Source organism: Acidobacteriaceae bacterium (assembly GCA_035944135.1).
Classification (GTDB): domain Bacteria; phylum Acidobacteriota; class Terriglobia; order Terriglobales; family Acidobacteriaceae; genus Granulicella.
Map to the genome: position 1 here is coordinate 133454 of DASZBM010000006.1, position 24519 is coordinate 157972.

14 protein-coding genes and 1 tRNA gene are annotated in these 24519 nt (G+C 59.2%); 8 read left to right on the forward strand and 7 right to left on the reverse strand.

Annotated features, from left to right (window positions below):
• The first annotated feature begins 1 nt into the window (after position 1).
• The 6 genes from treS (at position 2) to VGU25_11725 (ending at position 9233) form a co-directional block, all read left to right on the forward strand.
• Positions 2 to 3343 (forward strand): maltose alpha-D-glucosyltransferase, encoded by a 3342-nt coding sequence (gene treS / locus VGU25_11700; protein HEV2577863.1) that lies wholly within the window; start codon positions 2 to 4, stop codon positions 3341 to 3343.
• 58 nt (positions 3344 to 3401) lie between these two features.
• Complete coding sequence (locus tag VGU25_11705) at positions 3402 to 4631, forward strand: hypothetical protein (protein HEV2577864.1); 1230 nt, start codon at positions 3402 to 3404, stop codon at positions 4629 to 4631.
• The gene (locus tag VGU25_11710) at positions 4628 to 5449 is read left to right on the forward strand and encodes a hypothetical protein (GenBank protein HEV2577865.1); all 822 of its coding nucleotides are present in this window, start codon (positions 4628 to 4630) and stop codon (positions 5447 to 5449) included. The genes VGU25_11705 and VGU25_11710 overlap by 4 nt, the downstream gene beginning before the upstream one ends.
• Positions 5450 to 5522: 73 nt before the next feature.
• The gene (locus VGU25_11715) at positions 5523 to 7898 is read left to right on the forward strand and encodes a xanthine dehydrogenase family protein molybdopterin-binding subunit (GenBank protein ID HEV2577866.1); all 2376 of its coding nucleotides are present in this window, start codon (positions 5523 to 5525) and stop codon (positions 7896 to 7898) included.
• Positions 7895 to 8368, forward strand: a complete 474-nt coding sequence (locus VGU25_11720; GenBank protein HEV2577867.1) for a (2Fe-2S)-binding protein — start codon at positions 7895 to 7897, stop codon at positions 8366 to 8368. Before VGU25_11715 ends, VGU25_11720 begins: the two co-directional genes overlap by 4 nt.
• On the forward strand, positions 8358 to 9233 hold the full coding sequence (locus VGU25_11725) for a xanthine dehydrogenase family protein subunit M (protein HEV2577868.1): 876 nt from the start codon (positions 8358 to 8360) through the stop codon (positions 9231 to 9233). The genes VGU25_11720 and VGU25_11725 overlap by 11 nt, the downstream gene beginning before the upstream one ends.
• Here the strand turns inward: VGU25_11725 and VGU25_11730 are convergent.
• The 5 genes from VGU25_11730 to cysD are packed head-to-tail and all read right to left on the reverse strand — an operon-like array spanning position 9230 to position 14176.
• Complete coding sequence (locus tag VGU25_11730; protein ID HEV2577869.1) at positions 9230 to 9805, reverse strand: nucleotidyltransferase family protein; 576 nt, start codon at positions 9803 to 9805, stop codon at positions 9230 to 9232. The two genes, VGU25_11725 and VGU25_11730, sit on opposite strands and share 4 nt — an antisense overlap.
• Positions 9802 to 10854: an XdhC family protein gene (locus VGU25_11735; protein HEV2577870.1), complete on the reverse strand. Its 1053-nt coding sequence runs from the start codon at positions 10852 to 10854 to the stop codon at positions 9802 to 9804. The genes VGU25_11730 and VGU25_11735 overlap by 4 nt, the downstream gene beginning before the upstream one ends.
• Positions 10855 to 10869: 15 nt before the next feature.
• Positions 10870 to 11571: a phosphoadenylyl-sulfate reductase gene (locus VGU25_11740; protein ID HEV2577871.1), complete on the reverse strand. Its 702-nt coding sequence runs from the start codon at positions 11569 to 11571 to the stop codon at positions 10870 to 10872.
• Positions 11568 to 13229, reverse strand: a complete 1662-nt coding sequence (gene cysN, locus VGU25_11745; protein ID HEV2577872.1) for a sulfate adenylyltransferase subunit CysN — start codon at positions 13227 to 13229, stop codon at positions 11568 to 11570. Before cysN ends, VGU25_11740 begins: the two co-directional genes overlap by 4 nt.
• On the reverse strand, positions 13229 to 14176 hold the full coding sequence (gene cysD / locus VGU25_11750) for a sulfate adenylyltransferase subunit CysD (GenBank protein HEV2577873.1): 948 nt from the start codon (positions 14174 to 14176) through the stop codon (positions 13229 to 13231). Before cysD ends, cysN begins: the two co-directional genes overlap by 1 nt.
• A 365-nt stretch (positions 14177 to 14541) precedes the next feature.
• Here cysD and VGU25_11755 point away from each other — a divergent pair, with 365 nt between their 5' ends.
• Entirely contained in the window at positions 14542 to 16605 is a 2064-nt protein-coding gene (locus tag VGU25_11755; GenBank protein HEV2577874.1) for a hypothetical protein, read from the forward strand.
• Between the two features lie 120 nt (positions 16606 to 16725).
• Positions 16726 to 16802, forward strand: a tRNA-Pro gene (locus VGU25_11760).
• 207 nt (positions 16803 to 17009) lie between these two features.
• Here VGU25_11760 and VGU25_11765 read toward each other — a convergent pair.
• Both VGU25_11765 and VGU25_11770 read right to left on the reverse strand, forming a co-directional pair.
• The gene (locus tag VGU25_11765; GenBank protein HEV2577875.1) at positions 17010 to 20597 is read right to left on the reverse strand and encodes a TonB-dependent receptor; all 3588 of its coding nucleotides are present in this window, start codon (positions 20595 to 20597) and stop codon (positions 17010 to 17012) included.
• A 59-nt stretch (positions 20598 to 20656) separates the two neighbouring features.
• Entirely contained in the window at positions 20657 to 24283 is a 3627-nt protein-coding gene (locus VGU25_11770; GenBank protein HEV2577876.1) for a LamG-like jellyroll fold domain-containing protein, read from the reverse strand.
• Between the last annotated feature and the right edge of the window lie 236 nt (positions 24284 to 24519).

Sequence of the window (24519 nt, forward strand, 5' to 3'; positions counted from 1 at the left end):
AGTGAAGAAGCCCTGCAGCGCTACTGATCCTCTCTGGTACAAGGACGCGGTTATTTACGAACTGCACGTGCGCGCGTTCATGGACTCGAATGACGACGGCATTGGCGATTTCCAGGGGCTGCTGTCAAAGCTGGATTATCTGCAGGACCTTGGCGTCACGTGCCTTTGGGTACTGCCGTTCTTCCCCTCCCCGCTGCGGGATGATGGGTACGACATTGCGAACTACACGGATGTGAACCCGTCGTATGGGACGATTGACGACTTCAAGCAGTTTCTAAACGCAGCGCATGCGCGCAACATGCAGGTGATGATCGAGCTGGTCATCAACCACACGAGTGATCAGCATCCGTGGTTTCAGCGCGCGCGAAGAGCGCCGAAGGGATCGCCGGAGCGGGAATTTTATGTGTGGAGCGATACGGATCAGCTCTACAGAGACGCGCGGATCATCTTCACGGACACGGAGAAGTCCAACTGGACGTGGGACGATGTGGCGCAGCAGTACTACTGGCACCGCTTCTTTTCGCATCAGCCGGACTTGAATTTCGATAATCCCGCCGTGATGGAAGAGGTGTTGAAGGCGATGCGTTTCTGGCTCGACATGGGTGTGGACGCGATGCGCATGGACGCAATTCCGTACCTTGTGGAACGCGATGGAACCAACTGCGAAAATCTGCCCCCGACGCACGAGAAGATCAAGCAGATTCGTGCGGCGATTGATGAGGGATATGCAAACCGCCTGATTCTGGCCGAGGCGAATCAGTGGCCTGCGGATGTGCGGCCTTACTTCGGCGAGGGCGACGAGTGCCACATGGCGTTTCACTTTCCGCTGATGCCACGTATTTATATGGCGATTCGGCAGGAGGACCGCCTGCCGATTACGGACATCATGGCGCAGACGCCCGATATTCCGCACAACTGCCAGTGGGGAATTTTTCTCCGCAACCACGACGAGCTCACGCTCGAAATGGTGACGGATGACGAGCGCGACTATATGTATCTCGCGTACTCGGCCGATCCGCGTATGCGGATCAATGTGGGGATTCGGCGGAGGCTCGCGCCGCTGGTCGATAACAATCGCAGGCGCATTGAGCTGCTGAATTCGCTGCTGTTCAGCTTTCCGGGAACGCCGATTATGTACTACGGCGATGAGATTGGGATGGGTGACAACATCTATCTCGGCGACCGTAATGGTGTGCGCACTCCCATGCAGTGGAACTCGGATCGCAATGCCGGGTTCAGCAAGGCGGTGCCGGCGAAATTGTATTTTCCGGTAATCATGGATCCGATCTGGGGCTACCAGGCGATCAATGTGGAGGCGCAGCAGGCGGATCCGTCGTCGCTGCTGCACTGGACGCGCAACATGATTGCGTTGCGGAAGCTCTTCCAGGTGTTTGGACGCGGGACGCTGGAGTTTCTGCACCCGGAGAATCGCAAGATCCTGGCGTATATTCGCGACTATCAGAGCCCGGATGGAATGCAGTCGGAGACGGTGCTTTGTGTGGCGAACCTGTCGCGGTTTGCGCAGCCGGTTGCATTGGATCTCGCGCGGTTTGTGGGACGGCAGCCGGTGGAGATGTTGGGGTATGTGTCATTTCCGGAGATCGGAACTCAGCCGTATCCGCTGACGCTCGCTCCGTACAGTTTCTTGTGGCTGGAGATTCAGCCGGCGGTGCGCGAGCCGGAGCCTGCGGTGGTGGAAAGCAAGTCGGCGGCAGTGGACTTGAAGCTTGTCACGGCAGCGGCGTTCACAACTGAGGGAATCCTGACGCCAGAGGCGCAGGCGTTTCTGCAGCAAGTGCTGCCGGGGTATATCGCGCAACAGCGGTGGTTCGGCGGCAAGTCGCGGACGATTGCCTCCGTGCGCGTGACTTCATCCACGCGTTTGCCAGCAAGCCAGGCTGCGCTGACGACAGTTGAAGTCTGCTACAAGAATGAACCCAGCACGGCGACGGAGGTGTACCAGATTCCACTTGCTGTGGCGTCTGGAGCGCAGGCAGAGGAACTGCGCGTGAACTCACCGCGGGCGGTAATTGCGTCACTGGATAACAGCCAAAAAGGGCCGGTGCTTTACGACGCGACAGCGGACGAGGGATTCCGGAAGGCGTTGCTGCGCATGATCGCCGAGAAGGATGCCGCGAGTCTGGCGGGAGAGGAGCCGGCTTTGTTGAACACGCGCTCGCGTGCATTGGATGCGGAGCCGTTGCTTGCGGCGAGTTCGCGAGTGGGATCAGCGGAACAGTCGAACACCAGCATGATTTATGGCGATCTGGCGATTCTGAAGCTGTTTCGGAAGATCAGCGCGGGCGAGAATCCCGAGGTGGAGATGACGCGGTTTCTCACGGAGATTGCGCATTTCGCGCATATTCCGGCGTATCTTGGGGACCTGCATCGCGCCAGTGATTATGCGACAGTCGCGTTCCTCCAAACGTTTGCGCGTAACCAGGGCGATGGATGGTCATGGACGCTGGAAGAGCTCGGTCAGTATTACGAATCGGTTGTCGGATGCCCGGCGCCGTCGTCTGTGGGTTCTCCGGTGGGATTCGATCAGGCCGATGATCTTCCTCCGGAGGCGCGAGAGCATGCCGGGCTGTATCTGGAGGCGGCGCATCTGCTGGGGCGACGAACGGCGGAGTTGCACCTGGCGCTGGCGACGCCGACAAACGATATGGCGTTCGAGGCTGAGGCGTTTAGCCGTGAGGAACTTGCGACGGAGCGCGAAAGAATTGAGCAGCAGATAACGACTGGTCTGGCGCTGCTGGAGCGTACGTTGACAAGCTCGGAACACGAGCTCGCGCCGGAGACCTTGCAACAGGCGCAGGAGATTCTGGCACGGCGGGGTAGCGTGAAAGAGCGGCTTGCGGAGCTGAGCGGCGATCCGGCCCAGTTTGGGCAGCGGATCCGGATTCACGGCGATCTTCACCTGGGGCAGCTTCTTCGTGCGCGCACGGATTTCCTGTTCGTGGATTTCGAGGGAGAGCCGGCTCGATCGCTGGAGGAGCGGCGAAAGAAGCAGTCTCCGTTGCGCGATGTCGCGGGTATGCTGCGGAGCTTCAGCTATGCGGCGCACGCGGCGCTGGGAAAGCACAGTGCGCGACGGCCGGAACACAGTTCAACGCTGGAACCCTGGGCCACGCTGTGGGAGCGCTCGGTTTCGAGTGAATTTCTGCGGGGTTATCGGGAGACAATTGATGGCAGCCCGCTGATGCCCGCACCAGAGAAGGCACAACTGTTTTTGCGAGCGCTGCTGCTGGAGAAGGCGTGTTATGAACTGGCCTACGAATTGAATAACAGGCCGACGTGGCTGCATATACCCCTGGCGGGTGTGCGTGAACTCCTCGGGTGAACGGCATAGACTGTCTGTAAGCGCATCCAAGCTGCAGAAGGGCATTTGACTGATCGGTATGGCATCTCCCTCCAGCATCGAAGGGTTCGGCGCTTCACCACAAGCAGCTGCTGAGCAGCGTCCACCGGCGGGCGATTCGCCACGCCTGCTGTTGTGTGTGCCCTCGCTGCCGGACGATGTGTTATCGGGACTGCTGGCGGATCTTGCGACGGTATTCAGGCCGGATGAGGTGTTGATCGCTTCTCCAGATATTGAGGAGCCCGAGTTCGGACAGGCACTTCCGCTAACAGTGTTTGATGGAACCCGCGTGCGGAGTGACTGGGTGCTGACCGCAGGCGACTACATGGCTGCGAACGAGTTGGTGCAGCGGCACGACGCGGCGCAGGTGCTTCTGCTGGGTGGCGATGTTGCCGCGTTGCCGGTCAGGACGATCCGCGAGATGGCGGACAGGCTTGCAGCAGGCAGTGACCTGGCTGTGCCGTCGTATTCACTGGGAGCCCATGATGGGCTGGTAACCTCAGCACTGCTTTACCCGCTGACACGAGCACTGTTCGCGGCGAACATTCGATTCCCGCTGCCGATGGATGCGGCTATGTCGCGCCGCATGGTGGAACGTATGGCGGCAGTGGCTCAGCGCCAAGCTGCGGCTCAGGTTGACGCCCTGCTGTGGCCCGTCGCGGAGAGCGCAGCGGCAGGATTCAACGTCCGCCAGGTCGATTCCGGCGCGCCAGCACCATCGGCGCCGGCTACGTCGGATTTCAACACGCTCTTCGTGACGGTTGCGGGAGGCATCTTCGCGGATATAGAAGCGAAGGCCCAGTTTTGGCAACGGTCGCGTGGGCCCGCCCCACCAATGCGTGAGCCATCTGTTCTGCAGAAGAATGGCAGCAATGGTGATCTTGCGGAGGAGTTGCCGGGCATGGTGGAGGCGTTCCGACTGGCCCACCGGAATCTGCAGGAGATATGGGCGCTCGCTTTGCCGCCGCAATCGCTGCTTGCGCTAAAGAAGCTTTCGATTGCAGAGCCGGAGGCGTTTGCGATGGCGCCGGCGCTCTGGGCCCGGCTGGTCTATGATTTTGCACTTGCATTTCACCTGCGGTCTCTTAATCGCGGGCACTTGCTGGGAGCGTTCACACCGGTTTACCTCGCCTGGGTCGCCTCCACGTTGAGGGCGGTGACGGACGATGCGACGGCGGCGACTCATCGCGAGGAGACGGCGGCGGCGTTCGAACGCGAGAAGCCTTACCTTGTGGCCCGCTGGCGCTGGCCGGATCGGTTTAATCCATGACAATCCTGCTTCAATTCGAGCGCGGTATTGCCGCATATACGCAGTCCGGAAAGGAATGGATGATGGGTCAGCAGATTGAATTTGCACTTCGTCAGTCCATGCACCGTGTGCTGGTCGTGCTGGTCAGTTTTCTTCCCGGCCTGCTTGCGTTCCTTGTGGCAGTGATCTTATTTGCGATCGTGGGAGCGATTGTTGGCGGGGTCGTTCGGCGGATTCTTACGATGACGCGTTTTGATGAACGGCTGAGCAGAGGACCGGCCAGCGGCACGCCGGCGAGTTTGTTCGAGTGGACGTCGAATCAGCCGCCCTCACGACTGGCCGCACGCGCGCTGTTCTGGCTTTGCACGCTCGTCGGTGTAGCCGTTGGGATCTCGGCGTTTGCGGCTTCCTACTCTGCCGACAACCAGATGCCGATCTTTCTGCTGCCGTATCTCACGCATGTGATTGGAGCGGTCCTGATTCTGTTTGCGGGGACGGTGATCGCGCGCTTTCTGGCGCGGTCGGTTCTCATTAGCGCAGTCAACGCGCAACTGCAGTATGCACGGATCCTTTCTGTCGGAGTGAAGTGGCTGGTGATGGTGCTCGCGGCGGCGATGGCGCTGGACCATCTGCATATCGGCGGCGCCATCGTAAGTCTTGCGTTTGGCATTCTGTTCGGCGGGATTGTTCTGACGTTGTCGCTCGCTGTGGGGCTTGGCTCACGTGATCTGGTCAGCCGCTCGATTGAGCGGACGATGGAGCGTCCGAGCGGGTCTTCTGAAGCTACAAATCAGCGGGCGGCGGATGCGCAACCGCGATCTCGGCTTCGCCACTTCTGAAGCATAGGCGTGACGCAGACACGGCTTTCGTACTATCCTTTTCGGAATCTACAGCCGTTGAACCGCGTGAACTATGCCGGAACGTGATGACATTGTGGGCACGTCGCCTCTCCGAAAAGAGGGGCGGGCGAAGGTGCTCGGTCAAGCGAAGTACGTTGACGACCTGAGCCTTCCGGGAATGTGGCACGGCGCGACGGTGCGCTCGTCTATTGCTCGCGGCCGGATTCGGGCGATTCACTTCGCGCCGGAGGTTGACTGGTCGCAGTTCGCGATTGTGCGGGCGAGTGACATTCCCGGCGAAAACACGATCGTACATCTGACGAAAGATCATCCGTGTCTGGCTGCAAACAAGGTGAACCATCCTGAGGAGCCGATCCTGTTGCTTGCGCACCCTCAGAAGGCGTCGCTGCTTGCGGGCATGGCGGGGGTGCGCATCGAGTATGACGAATTGCCGGGTGTGTTCACGATCGAGGAGTCAGAGACTGCTGTAGCGACCAACGACGTTGATCGGATTATCTGGGAAGGCAGCGACTACGGCGGGACAGCGAATTGCTTCAAGCAATATGTACTTCACTCGGGCGAAGCAAAGGAGACGGAGGACGGACTTGCCCGGGCCTTTGAAGCTGCTGATTACATCGTGGAGGGCGAGTATCACACGGGCGCGCAGGAGCAGCTCTACATTGAGCCAAATGGCGTGATGGCCGAGTGCGAGAAGGATGAGAGAGGGGATGTTGTCAGCGTTTGCGTGCGCGGATCGATGCAATGTCCGTATTACCTGGTGCACGCACTAACTCTGGTCTTCGGTCTGCCGGAAGAAAAGTGCAGAGTGATTCAGACAGAGACGGGTGGGGCATTTGGCGGCAAGGAAGATTTTCCGTCTGTAATCGGCTCGCACGCGGCGTTGCTCGCGATGAAGTGCGGGCATCCGGTGAAGATGATCTATGACCGCGCGGAAGATATGGCGGCGACGACCAAGCGGCACCCGTCGCGCACGCGTCACCGCACGGCAGTGTCGAAAGAAGGCAAGCTGCTCGCGTGCGAGATTGATATTGCTCTCGACGGAGGAGCATATGCGACGCTTTCGCCCGTCGTTCTATCGCGAGCGACGATTCACGCTCCAGGACCTTACAAGTGGCCGTATGTGCGCGTGCGGGCCAAAGCAATGGCGACGAACCTACCGCCGCGCGGAGCGTTCCGAGGATTCGGTGCGCCGCAGTCTCTATTCGCGCTGGAGCGCCACATGGACAAGGTAGCGCGCGCTGTCGGGATCTCGCCGGAAGAACTGCGGCGTCGCAACTTCCTCACGACGGGCGATCAGACGGCAACGGGGCAGGTGTTAGGGGAACCCGTCGACATGCAACGCCTGCTCAATCGAGCGCTGGAAGAGAGCGACTATCACGCAAAGCTCGCGCGATTTGCCGAGCAGAACCGCGGATCCGCGATTAAGCGCGGAATAGGGATTGCAGCGTTCATGCATGGGTCGGGGTTTACCGGTTCAGGCGAACGCCGATTGAACTCAGTGGTTGCAGTTGAACTGCTGCCGGATGGGCGGCCGCAGATTCTTGTTTCGTCTACGGAGTTCGGCCAAGGCACGAATACGATTCTGTGCCAAGTTGCCGCGCAGACGCTGCAGATTCCGTATGAGCAGGTGATGATTGCGCAACCCGATACGTTCCTTGTTCCCAACTCGGGTCCCACGGTTGCAAGCCGCACGGCGATGGTGGTCGGGAAGCTCGTTGAGCGTGCGAGTAAGCAATTGCTGGACAAACTGCGGATCGAATCCGGCCTGCCGGCAGACCATACGCCGGAGCAATTTACGAAAGCTGCTTTGGCTTACCTGAACGCTCATGGCGAGTTGCGATGCTCTGTTCGGTATGAGCCCGTACGGCCGGTGGAATGGGACGATGGGCTGTTTCACGGAGATGCGTATCCTGCCTATGCCTGGGCGGTTTACGTCGCAGAAGTCGCTGTCGATCTGAATACGTATAGCGCGTCGGTAGCGCGCTTTGATGCTCTGCAGGAAGTCGGAAAGATCATGCACCCTGTGCTTGCGAAGGGCCAAATCGAAGGTGGCGTGGCGCAGGCAATTGGATATGCACTGTACGAGAAGTGCGTCTGGAAGCACGGCCGCATGATGAACAACCAGATGACAAACTACATCATGCCGACAAGTGCGGATCTTCCGGAGATTCATGTGCACTTTGAAGAGGTTCCGTGCGTGCATGGACCGTGCGGAGCAAAGGGCATTGGTGAGTTGCCGATGGACGGGCCTGCCCCTGCAATTCTGAACGCAATTGAAAATGCGACTGGCCTCAGCTTCGATTCGATTCCTCTTCTGCCGGAGGACATCTTCGAGAAGGCGCACAGCTTTACTGATCCTGGACATGGTGGGAGCGAGGATCTTGATCCTGAAAGGCTGGGTGAGTTTCTGCCTGAGGTGAACGCATGACGGTTCAGATTCAAATGATGGTGAATGGTGATCAGCACCGAATCGACGTCCCTCCGATGAAACGATTGCTGGACGTGTTGCGTGAGGACCTTCACCTGACTGGAACCAAGGAAGGCTGTGGCGAAGGCGAGTGTGGGGCTTGCGCTGTGCTGATGAACGGGGAACTCGTGAACTCGTGTCTTGTTCCGGCGCTGCAGGCGAATGGTACGCATTTATGCACGATTGAAGGCGTTTCGACGGAGGGACGGCTGCATCCGATCCAACAGTGTTTCCTTGAAAACGGTGGAGCGCAGTGTGGTATTTGCACACCGGGCATGATTCTGGCGACGCAACATCTGCTGGATCAACGTCCGAACCCCACGCTTGAGGAGATTCAGGAAGGGCTTGCGGGAAATCTGTGTCGCTGCACGGGATATATGAGGATTTTTCAAGCCGTGCAAAGGGCTGCCGAGGCACAGAATGCGCTCTGATGTTGCCGGGTACGACCTGAGCGCGCCGCCAACTCTTGAAGCTGCGCTCGCGCAGATTGCCTTCGAGCGCGGACGTCACGCGTTGATCGCAGGTGGGACCGAGCTGATGGTCGCCTTGAATACGGGCAGGCTTGAATCGCGGTCTCTTATTTCAATTCAGCATCTGCATGAGCTGCGCTTCATCCGGGTGAGCGATGGCGCATTACAGATAGGCGCTGGAACTACGTTCACGGATATACGCAGGAATGAGACGATCGCGTGGGAGCTTCCACTGCTGGTTCAGGCGGCATCCTGGACGGGCTCGATTGCGAACCAGAACCGCGGGACGATCGGCGGCAACATCTGTAATGCATCACCCGCCGCCGACACTCCGCCAGCATTGCTTGCCTATGATGCGACGGTGACTTTGCTGAGTGTTCGTGGTGAGAGAATAATCCCCTACAGCGCGTTTCATCTTGGCTACAAGAAAATGCAGCTTGAGCCGGATGAGATTCTGTACTCGGTAAGCGTGCCGCGCCGTTACAGCGAATGGCGACAATACATCCGCAAAGTCGGAACTCGCAACGCACAGGCGATTTCGAAGACCGCGCTGGCGTGTATCGCTCTGGTTCAGCAACAGAAGATCGAAGAGATTCGCATTGGGGCCGCTTCACTGGCCGACCGTCCTCTTCGCTGCACTGAGGTGGAAGATGCGCTGCGAGGTCGCTCTCTGGCAGCGAAAGACCTCGAGGAGACAGTTAGAGCTGGACGCGCGGCGCTGACTCGCGAGTCGAAGCCGATCGATGATATTCGTTCGACGGCAATGTATCGCAACGTGGTCGCGGCAAATTTGCTGGAAGAATTTCTTCGGCAGCTCTCGTTTTAGCGATCGCCTGGCGTCTCGAACAGAGCGCGCGCAATGCCCAGGTCGTCTTCTGTATCAATATCCAGGCTGAGCTCTTCTGCTTCGATCGCATGCGCGTTCTTCAGCAGACTGCGTGCGCCGGTATCACCGTGTAGCTGCAGCAGGGATGAGAAGAGACTGACAGGAAAGTACGCGGGAACGCCAAGGGAACCGGCATAGGCAGAAGCCGATAAGCGTTGCTGATCTTCAGCGAGGGCGCGCAGGTGGGTCGCGCGAAGCGCTGGCTGATCGCATGCGAGCATCACCGTACCCGCCAGATCGTACCGTGCGGCGGCTGCGATTCCAGAACGAATTGAAGACGCGATGCCTTCTTCGGCCTCGTGGTTAACGACCACGATCAGGTTCGGCGAGGGTGCGATTTCGGCGTATTCGGTTTCTTTGCGCACGACGACGAAGACTGGAGAGAGCCCAGCCTCGCGTGACAGCCTGACGGTTCTCTGAAGCAGCGTCTCTCGGTCGAGTACGATGTTTTGCTTTGGACGCCCTAGCCTGCGTGATGCCCCGGCTGCCAGGACAACAGCTGCGATGCTCACAGCGCACACTGCGCCTGAAGATATCGTGCGGCCCCGCCTCTGGCTATCTGATCGGCAACGATCTCCGGCGTCATGCGTCGCGAATGACCAAGCTTTCCCTGGCAACATGCCTGAATTTCAGCGATGGTCGCCAACGCGATTGCTTCAGCGCCGTCACCGCCGAGATCAAGTCCTACTGGCGCGAAGACGTTTTGGCATGCCTGATCCACGGTCCAACCAAGTGTCGAAGCAGCTTCGCTCAGAAGCAGCGAACTCCTGTGTCGCGAGCCAAGCAGGCCGATGTAACGCGGCTGATATGGCAGAATACTGCTCAACCACGCACGATCCTGTTCGTAGCTGTGAGCCATGATGACCACAGCATCGTCAGATTGCGGCAAAACCCTCGTGAAGTCGCTGGAGGCGAAGATGGCTTCGGCGGCCGGGAAACGTTCGCGGCGCGCGAGTTGCGGCCGGCCATCGAAGATGAAGGTTCGCCAGCCCATGAGTGAAGCAAGCTGGGAGATCGGTTGCGCATCATCACCGGCGCCGAAGAGCAGGAGCCGCTGAGGAGGCTCGAGCCATTCGTCGAACAGCGGACGGTCTGATGAACTGCCCGAGCTTTCGAAGACAACCGTTCCGGATTCGTCATAAATGGCGCGACGGAGAGACTGGCCGTTCGCAGGGAGCCACGTCACAACGTTGCGGCGGAGTCCGGTGAGGGATTCGCTCATCGCGTTCAGAAGAGCCGCGGCTTCCGGAGTGTCAACCGGTTCGATGAGCAGATCGAGCGTGCCGCCGCAGCCCAAGCCATATGGCATGTCTTCGGTATCGTCGAACACTGTCGAAAAGCGCTCTACGACAGCGCCGTTGCGTGCAGCCCATGCGGCTTTGCGGGCGACCTCAGCCTCCAGACAGCCACCGGAGATCGAGCCTGTGCTGCTGCCGTCCGCGCGCACCAGCAGGCGTGCGCCGCGACGCCGATAGCTTGAGCCTTCAACGCGGACGAGCGTGACAAGAGCAGCGGCTGGTCCTTGCTGCCACTGTTCCACGATGGATCGCCGTTCGCGCATTGTTGACTCCGTCGTTTAAGCCCGCTCGCTGAAGGTATGGATGCCGCACTCAAGCTTTCTGCCGCCCCATCGACCACTGCGAGGATCCGCTCCAGCAGCAGGCCGCGCGGTGCATGGCTCGCATCCGATGCTCGAATAACCTTCATCGTAGAGCGAGAGCCGCGGAATGTCATGCTCTCTTGCGTAGGCCTCGACGCGATCCCAGGTCCAGTCGGCAAGGATACTGATTTTCTTCATCTGTTTTCCACTGGGCAGGCGATGATCCTCAGTTTTCTTCAGGTTGGCACGGGTTGGTGATTGTTCGCGACGTAGACCCGTAAACCACCACGCGTATGGTTCGAGTGAGCGCATCAGGGGCTCTACTTTCCGGATCTGGCAGCAATGCGTGGGATTGATTACGTGCAGCAAACCGAACTGCGCTTCGTGCTGCGCGATTGTGTTGGACGGGACGGCGTTGATGAGGTTCAGTTTCCAGTCATGAACGAGGCGATCACGATATTCGAGGAGAGCGGCAAAGTGATAGCCGGTTTCGAGAAAGATCACGGGAACGTCGGGCAGATGCTGACGAAGTAGATGGAGAACCACCATGTCCTCAGTCTGAAAGCTGCTTGTAAGGCAGACGTCGCGGCCGCCGGACGCTCGAACGGCTTCATCAGCGAGTTGAGCCGCAGTTAATTGTTCCGTGTCCACAGCTGGATTCAATACCAGGTTGCTCATGGCCGCTCCGTAAGCCAGTTTTCAAGATGCTGTTCATTGTCGATCAACGCATCGCCGACAATATCTCTGATGGCCTCAAGGGTGTCCGGTTTCAGGTCTTCGCGCGCAGTGAGCGCGGCGACTTGCGCGAGTTGGAGCGCTCGCGCTACGGCTGGAAGCGATGACTCTGGAATGAGAGGATCGTCGATATCGACTGCGAGTTTGTGCGTTTCCGAAAATCCATTCAAGACGCGCTCCAGCAACTCGTGGTCATTACGCAACCAGATGAATGCGGGGTTCGCTGTCGAGGGTTTCTCCGGTGTGGCAATGTCGACAGAGGCGGAGATCATGCCTGCCGCGACCGTCGCGTTCGCCAGAGGATCCATCAGGATGAACGAACCGGTCGAGCGGCTGTCTTCGTAGTTGTCGAAGAAGAGAGGCAAATTCGTCTCGATTTCGACTTCCGCAATGTCGTTCATCTGTAGCTTCGAGGCAGAACGATGCTCGGCAGTCACAACATCGACCCGATACATGATCGAGCGTACCGTCGCACGCACAACACGCGTCGTGTGCTTGAGCAGATAACTCTGACCGGCGATGATGGGCTGTTCATGCATCCAGACGAGGCTTGCGCGGAATACATTGCTTTTCGCCGGAGGCTCGGCATCTCCATCGGCGAGCATCTCTCCACGGCTGAGATCGATCTCGTCTTCCAGCGTCAAGGTGACGCTCTGCCCTGCTCGCGCCTGCTTGAGTTCGCCATCGTACGTCACGATGCTGCTGACGCGAGTTGTTCGGCCGCTCGGTAGCGCGCGAACTATTTGGCCGACGCGAAGCTCGCCGCGTTCTACGCGGCCGGCGAAGCCGCGAAATTCGGCGTCGGGCCGCACCACGAGTTGCACCGGGAAGCGAAGCGGCTCAGCGGCTGCCGGGACGATCTGGAGCGGTACAGTTTCGAGGTACTCGAGTAGCGTAGGCCCGCTATACCAACTCATTGCGGTCGAGGGTTCGACAACGTTATCGCCGGCCAGCGCGCTAACTGGAATCAATTCGACGCTGCCCAGCTGCAACTTGCTGGCCAGATCGAGATATTCGGTTCGGATCTGTTCGAACACTCTCTCGTCATAACCGACCAGATCCATCTTGTTGACAGCAGCTACGACGTGCGGGATGCGCAAAAGACTGGCGATGTAGGTGTGCCGACGCGTTTGCGGAAGCAGCGACCCAGCCTTGGCGAAGGCCTTTGCATCGATGAGCACAATCGCGACGTCGGCCGTCGATGCTCCCGTGGCCATGTTGCGCGTGTACTGCTCGTGACCGGGCGTGTCGGCGATGATGAACTTTCGCTTTGCTGTCGAAAAGTAGCGGTAAGCAACGTCGATCGTAATTCCCTGCTCGCGCTCAGCGCGCAGACCGTCGGTCAACAGCGAAAGATCGAGCTCACCGCCGGAACGGTTTACGCGACTCGCGCGGATCGAGGCGAGCTGATCCTCGTAGACGCTTCTGGTGTCATGCAGCAGCCGGCCGATCAGCGTGCTCTTTCCATCGTCGACGCTGCCAGCCGTTGTGAAGCGAAGCATCTCCTGATCGAGATGGCGGTCGAGGAAGGAGCGAAACGCCTGTTCACGCGCAAGCTCTGATCGGGAGGCATGCATCTGCGTATTGTCACTCGTGATCATCAGAAGTATCCCTCTCTCTTCTTCAACTCCATGGACCCTTCTTCGTCGTGGTCGATCGCGCGATTTTCGCGCTCGCTGCGACGGAATCCGATAAGTTCCTCGATGATCTTGGGCAGCGTGTCGGCTTCACTGCGGATTGCTCCGGTGCAAGGCGAGCAGCCCAGCGATCGCATCCGGACCTTCATCTTTTCCGGACGTTCATGTGGCAGCAGGCGTGTCGTTTCATCGACGAGCGTCAGTGTTCCTGCGCGATTCACAACCAACCGCTCCTCGGCGAAGTACAGCGGCACGATCGGGATTTGCTCGGCATAGAGATAGAGCCAGATGTCGAGTTCCGTCCAGTTCGACAGCGGAAACACGCGGATCGATTCGCCTTTACGAAGCCGCGAGTTGTAAAGGCTCCAGAGTTCCGGACGCTGGTTTTTGGGATCCCATTGGCCATGCGCATCGCGAAAGCTGTAGACGCGCTCCTTGGCGCGACTCTTTTCCTCGTCTCGACGCGCTCCGCCGAACGCCGCGTCGAACCCGCCCGCTTCGAGCGCATCAAGCAGCGATCGTGTCTTTAGCGCGCCGCAGCAGTTCTGCGTGCCCAGGGTCCACGGACTTGCTCCGGCAGCGAGGGCGTGTTCATTGCGGTGGACGATGAGTTCAGCGCCAATCTCGCGCACATAGGAATCTCGGAACGCGATCATCTCGGAAAACTTGTAGCTGGTGTCCACATGCAGAAGTGGAAACGGAATCCTGCCCGGGTAGAAGGCCTTCTGCGCCAGCCGCAGCATCACGCTGGAATCTTTGCCAATGGAATAGAGCATCACCGGGCGGGCGAACTCCGCGACTGCCTCACGCATGATGTAGAGGCTTTCGGCTTCCAACGTCTGCAGATGGTTCAATCTGCTGCGGTGAAGTTGGTCAATCGCAGACGCGGTTTCGTTGACAGTGGCAGGCATTGAGGCCTCCGGAAAAGAGATGGATGTGAAGCAACTGGAAGAAATCTCCAGCACGCACGTCCAGTTTTCTTGGTGGTTTCAGTGAAGGAGGGGCAGGAGACGCGCGAAGCATCGATCCGACCCGCACGGGGGCGTTATCAGCAACAACAACAGCTGAAGCACTGGCAGCAGCAGTACACGCCCTTCATGGTGCTAGTGTACGGTCCGCTCGGGTGATACTGCAACTACACCCCCGTTGCACAACTGTCTACATCGACAGAGGTTTGTGGAACTTGTCGTGCAAAGCCAGAATGGCTGCAGTACATTGCCCGGAGAGTTCCTGCCGTGCTTTGCCGCTCGTGTCTCGAGCATCAAGGAGTCGCCGCATGTTCGCATTCCGCCAAAGGCTGATTGCGCATCTCGCAATCGCCGCCAGCCTTCTCGGCGCGAGCGCGAACATGAGCGCGCAGGCCAGCAAGAGCGCCACGGAATATCCGGACTCGCGCGTCGACGTCTACGGCGGCTACGGGTTTTTCCATCCGATCAACAGCGGCGTCGGATCCAAACAGTATTTCGACGTGAACAACGCCAACGGCACGGTAAGCGTCACGGGCTACTTCAATCGTTACATTGGCGTCGCGACAGAAGCTGGATATTTCTCTGGCGTTCGCGAACATGCGGTCTACAACCCCAACTGCGTGGGCGAGGGCTGCTCGCAACTCGTTTACACCGCAGAAGCTGGTCCGGTGTTTCGTGTGCCCTTGGGTCCATGGATCCCGTTTGTCCATGCTCTGGGCGGCGGCGAGCGTTACAACGGGCCGGTCAATCAACCATTGACCTGGGGATGGGGAGTATCAGGCGGTGGCGGGCTCGACTATACGGCTCCGTTCTTCCATGACCATCTCGCGGTTCGGATTATTCAGGCGGACTGGCAATACTCCCAGGTTGTCTACGGTCCGCTGGTCTTACCCGAGGCCGTCAAAGGCGGCTTCGGAGAAATCGATGCACTGAAGCTCTCGGGCGGTCTGGTCGTGAAACTGGGCGAGGTCACTGCGGCGAAGGCGCTCGACGTAGGTTGCAAGGCTGAGCCGGCAGTTGGTTATCCCGGAGATGTGATTACTGTCACTGCAGCGTCCATCAACTTCGATGCGAAGCGGCCCGCGGCTTACACGTGGAAGACCAACGGCGGCAAGCTGAAACCCGACCAAGCGCAGGCGACGATCGATACAACCGGACTTGCGCCGGGCGAGTACGAGGTCAGCGCGCACGTCGTTCAGGGCATGAAGGCGCGGCAGCAGGCCTCATGCACCACGCCGTTCACCATCAAGCCGTTCGAACCGCCGACACTGACCTGCTCCGCGACTCCATCAAGCGCGACGGCAGGAACGACTATCGACATCAGCACGACTGGAACCAGTCCACAGAATCGTCCGCTCACCTATTCGTACAGCGCGAGTGCCGGCCAGATCACTGCGACCGGCCCGACAGCGAAGCTCTCGACCGCCGGACTTCAGGCAACAACAATTACGGTCACGTGTAACGTCGTGGACGATCTTGGCCAGACCGCGCAGTCGAACACGCAGGTAACTCTCACCACGCCGCCGACGCCGACAGTTGCGGAGACGCAGGATCTCTGCCACATCACCTTCGAACGCGATCACCGCCGTCCGGAACGCGTCGATAATGAGGCGAAGGGCTGTCTCGATGACATCGCGCTGACGATGCAGCAGCAATCGGGTGCGAAGCTCGTGATGGTCGGCAACTCTTCCGCCAACGAGCATCCGGAAGCAGGCGCAGAACGTGCACTGAACGCGCGACAGTATCTGGTGCAGGAGAAAGGGATCGACAGCTCGCGCATTGAGCTTCGCACGGGCTCGATGCCGGGACGGTTCGTCACCAACACGCTCGTGCCCCCCGGAGCACACTTCGACGGCTCGAACTCGCAGACTTTCGACGAAAGTTCGATCGTTCGTCATGGACAGGCGTATGGTGTACCGGGCGCAAACAGACACTCGAATTCGCACTACCAGCCACGGCGAACCGCGCCTAGAAGATTTTCCGCACCACTGAAGGAGGCTCCGCGTGTGAATCCGCCTGCTGCTGGAAGGTCAGGGCCTTCGAGTTCCGCACCTTCGGGAACAGGCGCAAAACCGGGCACCCGCAAGAAGCCTTCGCCGGCGACTCCGATGCCTGCGCAACCCACAGCCGGACAACGGACGACGGCGAAGCCTTCCCCTTCCACGCCGATGCAGACCAAAGCTGTCAAGCCGTCGCCTGCGACTCCGGTGCAAAGCAAGGCGGTGGAACCGAGCTCGGCGCAAACTAAGCCAAAAGCAACCACTACAGCTTTACAGATGAAGGGCAAACCATCACCTGCAACTTCGATACAGGCCAAGGGAATTAAGCCTTCACCTGCAACTCCAATGCCGCAATCCTCGAAAAAGAGTTAGCGAACTGCCCAACAACTCGGACCTTCGGGTTTCTGTTAGACTGATTGAGTCGGACGCGGGCTTCTTAGCCGGCGAGCGCTGATCCTCTTTCGCGCATCTCTCCGGCAAGATCAACAGGTTCGGGGCGTAGCGCAGTCTGGTAGCGCACCTGCTTCGGGAGCAGGGGGTCGTTGGTTCGAATCCAATCGCCCCGACCATTTCTAAAATCAGCGATTACGCGGGTTCCCTCGCTGCCGGAAATTCTAAGGCGGGGTCGGTTCTCGCAACGAGTCGCTGAGTTTCGAATCTGATGGGACGGGCGTACGAAGTCAAGTAATGTGCCTGCGGCCTGGCCGGAATTTGTCTCCCGAGCTCATTGGGGAAACCGCAGTGTGATGCGGTTCTTCAATACCATCGCGATGTGATTAGAAGTTGAAGGTGGCCTCGATCTGTCCCTGACGGTTGGCGGGCGAAAACTTCGAGGTGACCTGGCCGAAGTTAGAAGAACCGAGCGTCGTAGTTGGGAAGGGAGCCTGGACGCGGTTGAGCGCGTTGAAGTAGTCCATCCGCACGGTGAACGAAGTCCCTTCCGTGATACGGAACAGCTTCTTCGCGCTCAGATTCTCCACTGGGTACCACGGACCGCGAACCGCGTTATAAACACGATTGGCGTTGCCCAACACATACTGGCTATTAGTGGGCGCAGTAAGGCTCCACGCGCCGGTGCTGAACAATAACGGCGCCGGCCCTTTGCCCTCGAAGAACTGCGTAATCTGACCGTAGTTCCCTGACCAGAGCGGAACACCGGGATTGAAGTTAGGCCGGTTGCTGCCGTTCAAGGGACTTCCTCCGCTCTGCGTGATCGCCAGTGGCTGGGAGTTGTTGTAGGTAAGAATGCCCGATACTTGCCATCCGCCCAGCAACCGGCCCGTCTCGCCCCGGTTCAGCCAGCGCTGGCCCGGACCGAAGGGAAGCTGATAGAGAAGGGCTAGCTTCGATTCGAACGAGCCGGTCGAGTCCTCACCCCACTCCGGCGCCTGGTTGTACTTGTTCACAGTTGTGATGAGGTTGTCGTAGAGCCTCGGCAGTTCGATATTGGCCAGGAAGTTAATGTTGTTCGACAGATGCTTATCGGCTTGAATCTGGAAGGCGCTGAAGTAAGTAGTACCTGCCTGATCCCACACGCGCGCCACGTTGGAGTACTGCGGGAAGGGTTTCAATGACTGAAGGACGGTGGCACCGCCGCCGAACTGCGCCGCGAAGTTCGCGTACGGAGGGGTGAAGCCGGCCGCCTTGGCTGCGGCCGAGTTGATGTTTTGTGTCAGCAGTGTTCCGTACTGCAGCACCGAAGGATTGGGTTGGCTTATAGGATTGCGGTTATAGCCCGACAGATGCGTGACCCGGTTCGCGGTGTAGTCGACGGTCAGCATCGTGTGCCAGGGGATCTGACGCTGAACGCTCAAGCTCCACATCTGAAGCATCGGCGCCTCGCCATTCTTGTTGTAATCCAGATAGTAGATCGTCTGCCCAACGCCCAATCCCGGGCTGAAGGGCGTGGGATTTACGGTGGGGATCGGATTGGCCGTGCCGGTGGCCGGGTTGTCCCACTGGCCATAGGAGGAGGTGTTGCCTCCGGTCGAGTTCAGGGTATAGCTGCCACCCAGCAGTCCGGCCATGTTTGTGGGCCCGGAGTACGCGCCTTCGCCCTGGCCGTAAGCGCCGCCGTAACCGAGGTAGGTAAGGGTATATCCGCCCTGAATCACCGTGTTCCTGTCGATGTTATAGGCGAAGCCCAGGCGCGGAGCAAAGTACAGACCGTGAATAGCTATCTGGTTATAACCGGCACAGCCCTGGCAGTTGCCATACTCCGTGGCGGCGCCGGGCAGGTTGCCGGCTGCGGGATTCGGGGTGTTGGGGGCCAGGAACACATTATTGTTCGCGGCCAGCGTGTACGGCATCATCAGGTCGTAGCGCAGCCCGGCGTTCAGCGTCAGCTTGTTCGTGATCTTGAAATCGTCCTGGATGTACGCGGCAATCGCGTTCGTGTTGATGGCGGTAGTGGTTGACGCCGTGCGGCCCGCGGAATCGGGCAAGCCCAGCAGGAAGCTAGCGAATGAGCTGCCGTACTGGGAAAAGTTCGGATCGGAGGGAATGGTCGAAGTTTCGGCCTGGCTGAAGGCGAAGTGGCCGGCGCCGTAGTTGCTGAGGCTGGTCGCGTAGTAGTGGTGGTATTCGCCGCCGATGTTGAACGTATGCCGGCCCTTGTTCCACATCCAATTGTTGAACAGGTTCCAGCCGATGTTGTCCACGTAGTTCTGAATGTGTTGGCCGTTGCCGTTGCCAAAGCTGGTGGGTGCGTTCTGCCCGTTGAAGCTGATATAGGCGGGGCCATTGACGACTCCGGGGAAGCTAGGGGTGTTGCTGTTCTGGTAGTTCTGCATCTTGTTCTGTGCAGCGACACCGGCCGTCATCACCAGGTTGGAGCTGAAGGTCTTGGAGTAGTTCGCGAGCCAGACGTTGGCGGTATCAACGCCCCATTGCTCGGGGCTCAGAGGATTGCTGGGGCCAACGATGGCGGTGGAAGTATTGAACGACCCGTTAGTAACGCTTTCTTCCTGAATTACGTAATAGTGATTGCGCCACCAGGTGAACGCAACATTCTGGCTGGGCGAGATCTGGTGATTGATGGTGACGCCATAAGCCTGCGTCTGGAATGGAACTGACTTGACCGCGGAGGTTTCATTGCTGTCCATCCCGAAGTTGGTTCCTGGAGAATTGGGATCGGGAATGTACTGCAGCAACGATTTCGCCAGAGGGTCGATGCGGCTGGGGCAGATCACGTTCGGCTGGTTGCCGTTGCATCCCATGAACTGCTTCCCAGTCAGCGGATCGTAGATGGGAATCACCTGGTCCTTTGAGTTGACATAGCCGCTGAAGTCGCCCTGCTTCTCAGCCGCTGTGGGAACCGTGCCGAAGGACGCCAAACCCTGGTTCTTGTTGAAGATGTCGAGGCTTACCAGGAAGAAGGTCTTGTCGTGGCCGTTGTAGAGCTTGGGCAGAACCACGGGACCGCCGAGAGTGCCGCCCCAGTCTGTCTCCTGATCCACCGGCGCAATCGCCTGGCCGGCGCTGTTGAAGTTCGAGGGGAAAAATCCAGCCGAGTCGAAGACACTGTTGCGATCGATGAAAAAGGCATCGCCGTGCAACTTGTTGGTGCCCGAACGCATGTTGTAATCGACCGCGCCCTGCACCATGCCGTACCGCGCCGAAAAGGCGTTGCGGATGACGCGGAACTGGTCCACCATTTCGTACGGCGGGTCCGAGTTGATGTCGGAGGCGGTGTCAATCTGCAGGCCGTTGTAGTAGTTTCCCGCCGAGTTGATCTGAGATGGCGCGCCGCCTTCCACCGTCACGCTGCCATAGGAGCCGGACCTGACGCCCGGCGCCAAGGTGGCAAAGCTGGTGATCTGGCGCATGTTGCCGTTGATCTCAAGCGGAAGGTCCGTCACTTCCTCATCCGGCAGCATCGAGTCAAGCTGAGGATCGGTGGTATCCATATGGATGGAATTAAGCGATGACACCTCCACTGTCTGGCTGATTGCGCCCACCGTGAGCTTGATATTGTTGGTCACCTGAGCGCCGACCTCAACAATCACATGCGTCTGCTCAAACTTTTGAAAACCGGTCGCTTCCACCGTGATGTCATACGTTCCAGCCGGCAGAGGCACGGTATAGAGTCCCACTGAGGATGCAGCGACATGCGTCTTGATCCCAGTGGCTTCATTCGCCAAAGTAATCTGCGCGCCCGGGATGGCGGCGCCCGATGGGTCCGCCACCCTTCCGGTCAATCCGGCGTTGTTCTGCGCGTGCAGCGACAATGGCTGCACGAGCAGCAGAAGCGGAAGAAGAAGAAGGGCGAGGGGCAAAGAGAGGCGGCCTCTCCGCGCCAGCGTCGTCTGCTCTCCAAACACCTTGCGCGATCCGTTCAGATTTTTCGGTTCCTGGTGTGGCATGGCACTCCTCCTCAAGTCTTCGTTCGGCTTTCTGCTCTTCGGGTTGAATAACTTCGCTTTCATTGCGCATGAATTGATGCGTGGATATCGTTGCCATGCGGCGTCGCAATTGCGCCCGCGTGGGCGCTGTTCTCTTGAAATGGCGCAGCATTCTGTGGCACTTGCTGTTCGGGGAAATTCCAGCCGCGCAGGGATACATGCGCGCTGCCGGTGCCTGCCGCGTCCACAGGAGCCTGGATGGTGACGGTTCGCTCTTCGCCCGGCAGCAGAGATAAATAGTTGTCACTGTAGTACGCAGGAAGGATGCGCGTGCCATCGGGGTGAAGCAATGTCAGCTTGAGCGCGATAGCCGCATCGGTACCGGTATTGCGCAGATGCACGCGCCATACCTTCTCTCTTCCACTTTGGACTTCCGCGTCAGCTGCAGACTTTACGCTGCTGTTCACCGAAGCCGGAGCGAGTTTATCCAGCGCGCGGTTGTCGGCAGGTTCTTTCGCAACCCAATAAAAGTTGTCGGCAATGAGCGCGCCCGACGCGTCGCGCAACTCCAACCGAACAAACACCAGCGGGTGCTTCTCAAAGAGGTCGTCGATAGGGAGCAGAAAGATCGGCGTGGTAACGTTTGCTGAAGCGTCAACGCTTACGTCCTTAGATACCAACGTCTCGTTCTCCGGCGACACGACCAGCGCATGAACATGCAGACCGCGCGCAGCATCACGCGTCGTGTTGACGACATCCACTGTGTGGTCGGAGAGATCCATTTGTATGTGCAGCGGCGCATTGGCCTTGCGGATGCCATAGAACGACGCCTGCGTGTCATAGTCCGAGCTGTACATCTGCCACATCGTGCTGGGCCAGGCCGGTTGCGTCATCCAGATCATGCGACCGCTGTTCGGCTTCCACAGGTGCGCGTACATGCCCTCATAGATCGCCTGGTGATCGACGTAGTTGAAGAGCTGGATGCGGCGCTCGAACTCCTGGAGCGAGTCGAACGCCCCAAGCTGCAGCGATAACTGGTGCATCAGTTCATGCGTGTTACCACCTTCGCTCTGGTGCCAATCGTGGTATGCCCATGCATCGCTGACAGGCCAGCGGTCTGAAGGAGCAACCGTATGCTCGAACGCCTCGCGCGTCGGAAAGGACGAGATGCCGAGTTCAACCGAGAAGCCACGATTTAACTTGCTGAAATATAGAGTCGGGTCGACCCAGTGATATGGTCCGCTCGGGCGCAGGTTCACCTGATTCGAGCTCGGCGAGTAGAAGCGCGTGCCGTCTTCCTCGTGGAACATGCGAATCAGTTTTTCGTTGAGCACAGGCGGCGGAACACCTTCGTTGCGCCCGCACCAGATCACGATGGAAGGGTGATTGCGATAGCGGCGCACGGTGTCTCGCGCGTTCTCGACAAACAGCTCCGGGTCGCCTGGTTCAGCGTTGTAATTCTGGGTGGATCCCCAGAAGTCGTTCCACACCATGAGGCCGTACTCGTCGGCAAGCTCGTAAAAGACCGGTTCGGTGTTCTGGCCCACCCAGTTGCGGATCATGTTCAGGTGCGCTTCGCGATGCAGCCGGAAGTAGGGTTCAAGGTGCGCGCGGCTGACGCGCTTAAGCATGTCGTCCATGCCCCAGTTCCCGCCGCGTACCGCGATGCGTACACCGTTCACCTTGATCACAAGGTCGGTGAGTTCTGGCTCATCTGTCACCGGATGCACGGCAGGCGTGTTCTCCGCGGCGCGGTCGATGGTCGAAGCCCATCCTGTTGCGGTCTGCCGCATGTCTTCGTGGCGGACGTCGACAGGATCGTAGCTCTTGCCGAGCGCGAGAGTGGGATCCACCTCCACGCGGCGAAGGTGGCCGGTGTGGTCGAAGAGCGTGAGTTCGTAAGTGACTTCGCGCACACCGAACGTGACGGTCCGCTCGTCAGAGACAGCGCCCGCGGCGGAGAGCGTGAGGTGCAGGTGATAAAGGTTGGGGTCGCCGTAACCATTCGGCCACCACAGGCGTGGATGCGAAAGGTGCAAGGCACTGAAGTGGTCCGGGGTCAGATGGAGTGTCGTGAGGCCGGGTGGCACGGTGATCGTCGTGTGCACCTGAACGCCTTCGAACGCGGCCTGGAGCGCAATAGTACGCGCTACATTTCCCTCGTTATGGACCGGCACGTTGATGTCGACGTCTGCGGTAGATATGTCCGGTAATGGCAAGCGCGTGACGACCTGCGGATCGCCCAGCGTTACGGCTCCCGTTTCTTCGAGGCTGACGCTCTGCCAGATGCCGGTGTCGCGGTCGCGAATCGCAGGCATCCAGTCCCATCCCTCGGTGTCGACGAAGGTCGGGCCGTCGATCAGCATGAGACCGCCGTCGTAACCCGGACCATCCTTCATCGACTGCTCAGCCGGGATGCCCGGATGGGGCGGCGGGGCGACCCGGACCGCCAATGCGTTCGAGCCTGCGTGCAGGAATCCAGTTACATCGAAGACCCCGCGCTCGAAGGCACCCTGCATTTCGCCTAGATTGTGTCCATTGAGCCAAACGTCCGCGGTGTAGTTGATGCCTCCAAAATGGAGTGTGAAGCGCCGGCCTGCTGCGCGTGCAGCGGGTGCGGCAAACTCCACCCGGTACCAATAGTCATGTTTGTTTAGCGACTCCGGGATGGCCAGATTGTTCAACCCGAAGTCCGGGTCCGGATATACGCCGCGATCAATGAGCGTGGTAAGCACCGTGCCGGGCACGGTTGCTACTATCCATTTGGCCTCAGAGGATTTCGCAAGACCGCTCAGATAGCCCGGCACAGAAATCTTCGCTCCAGCATCCGTCGGGATCGACTTGTCCGCGTTGGAATAGAGTCGCCAGTTCGCGGCGATTTCCCACGCGTCGGCCCGTGTTTGCTTTAATGTGGGTTCGGGCGGGGGCAGAGGATCGGGGTCCGGAGGCTCAGGCGCAGCACCGTGCGGCATCAGATCGGGGTCCTGCGGTTCGCGATAGCCCACCTGCTGCTTGGTCTGAACTGGCCAAGGTTTGGCGTTTTCCTCGCGGAGCTGCGCATCGAAATCCGGTGGCGTCGCGAAATCGTGCGCAATCTTTGCAGCGGATTTCGCCCCTTCCCTTACCCAGAAGCCTCCGATGTCACCGCTGAAGCGTGCCGCATCGCCGACCGGATCAGGTGCGAGCTCAATTTCCGGGGTCAGGTCGCTCTTTGGAGAGTGAGCCGTTCCCTCCGCGGTTCCATCTACATAAAGCGTCATGATCTGGCCGTCATCGCTGAGGGCCAATAGATGCCACGCGTTTGGAGTCAGGGACGTTGTTGCAACGAGCGAGGCACCCGCAGCCGAGCCAATCCCCGGATGTCCCTGCTGAAGCTGGAAGTAACACGCCGATGAATTTGGATCGCCTATGCCCGCGATCAGCGCGTCTGCGTCCGGCGTGTCCGTCCGGACCCACAGCTCTTCGGTCCGGGCGACCGTGCCGGCAAGTTCTTTTGGCAGCGGCTTGGTCAATGACGGGCCGCCCGCCACCAGATGCGCCAGGTAAGGCCCTGCTTCTGGGGGCTGCTGTGCATGGACGACACCGAATCCCAGCAGCCCAATCGCACTGGCTGCCTGGAGCAGCTTCCGTCCCGGAGACAAGATGCCGCGCTGAAACCCCGGTCGATTCTTCGCGTTTGTCGATGCGAGCTTTGGCGCTACTGCCACGGAACCCCCAAAAACCGGCTCCAGAGTAGGAGTCCCACTGGAAGTGGTCTAGGTTAGAGCGGTTCGGCTGTGTAACTTGGCAGTAAACATGCTTCCCGGCTGATTCGCACAACTGCCAGGCGGCCAATGAACCAACGGTCCAGGATGCGGAAGACGCAGGCAGGCTTGAAGTTCGGCGGCTTTGGCCGCCAATAGCGCTGTGCGAAACGGTTGAGCATAGAACGCGAACGGTGCTC